This window comes from Methylobacterium aquaticum, from assembly GCF_001043915.1.
Taxonomy (GTDB): domain Bacteria; phylum Pseudomonadota; class Alphaproteobacteria; order Rhizobiales; family Beijerinckiaceae; genus Methylobacterium; species Methylobacterium aquaticum.
The window spans coordinates 1-1,147 of sequence record NZ_LABX01000345.1; the positions used below are offsets into that span (position 1 = coordinate 1).

The 1,147-nt window shown below is 72.8% G+C and carries 1 protein-coding gene; it reads right to left on the bottom strand.

Translation table 11 applies throughout. The features are described 5' to 3' along the window. On the bottom strand, positions 1-1,147 hold a 1,147-nt coding region (locus tag VP06_RS31555), incomplete at both ends, for an autotransporter outer membrane beta-barrel domain-containing protein (RefSeq protein ID WP_048467779.1).

The following is a 1,147-nucleotide window of genomic DNA, read 5'->3' on the forward strand; positions in this document are numbered from 1 at the left end:
ACGCCCCCCCGCCCCCCGGTTTCGGTGAACCGATTGCGGTCGATGCCGACATAGGCCCCGCCCACGAACGGCTCGATGTACGACGCTGTGACCGGCGACGCCTTGCCGAGCACGCCCGCCCCAAGCGCGATCCGGTAGCCGATCTCGCCGAAGCCCTGCACCGTCGAGCCGCCGTAGCGCGCGCTCTCGGTCTCGGAGAATCCGGGGAAGACCACGGAGCGGCGCAGCCGCAGGCTGTTGTCGGCGTAAGAAGCGCCGAGGCGCAGGGCGAAGGGACCGGCCTCGTAGCCGCCATAGACGCCGCCGAACCCGCTCTCGATCGTGCCGCTCGCCGTCTGGCCCGGCGCGTCGAGGGTGGTGCGGGTATAGCCGCCGGCGACGCCGAGCTTGATGCCGTTCTCGAGCCGCAGATCGGCGCCGAGCACGAAGCCGGCGGTGTCGCGGTTGAGGGTGACGGCGTTGCCGTCGCTGCGCGCCTGGCCGAAGCTGCCGAAGCCCTGGCCCCACAGGCCGAACACCCGGGGATCGAGCACCCGCACCGGCACCGGGGCGACCGGGGCGGCACGGCTGGGGAGGTCGGCGGTGTAGGTGGCCGGCAGGGTGCCGTAGTCGCGGCCGGCGTCGCCCGACCAGCGCAGGCGGTCGAGGATCGCCTCGCGGACGAAGAACGCGGTCTCGTAGGCCGCCGAGACGGAACTCGCGTGGATGTCGCCGGTGAGCGCCTGGAAGGCGGTGACCGCCTCCGGGGTGGTGAGCCCGACGGTGCGGGCGTAGATGCCCGCGCCTGCGCCGGCGCCCTGGATGGCGGTGGCGACCGCCGCCTGGTTGCGGGTCTGGGCGATGGTGGCGAAGGGGGTGTCGTTGCGGGTCAGCGTCAGGTCGACTTCCGCGGGCTGGTAGCGCAGCGTCGGGGTGAGGAAGGCGAGGTTGGAGGTGACGCCCGCGAAGGTGCCGGTGACGCCGTTATTGGCCGAGAGCACCGTGTATTGGGTGCGGGGATTGTAGTTCCCGTTCTGAGCCAGCACCTGGACGGTGCCGCCCTGGATGGTGGCGGAGCCGGTGGCGGCGAGGCGGTCGGACTGGCCGGCGGCGTTGGCCTCGACCTGGAAGGTGGAGCCCGGGGCGAAGGTGGCGTTGCCGGCGACGG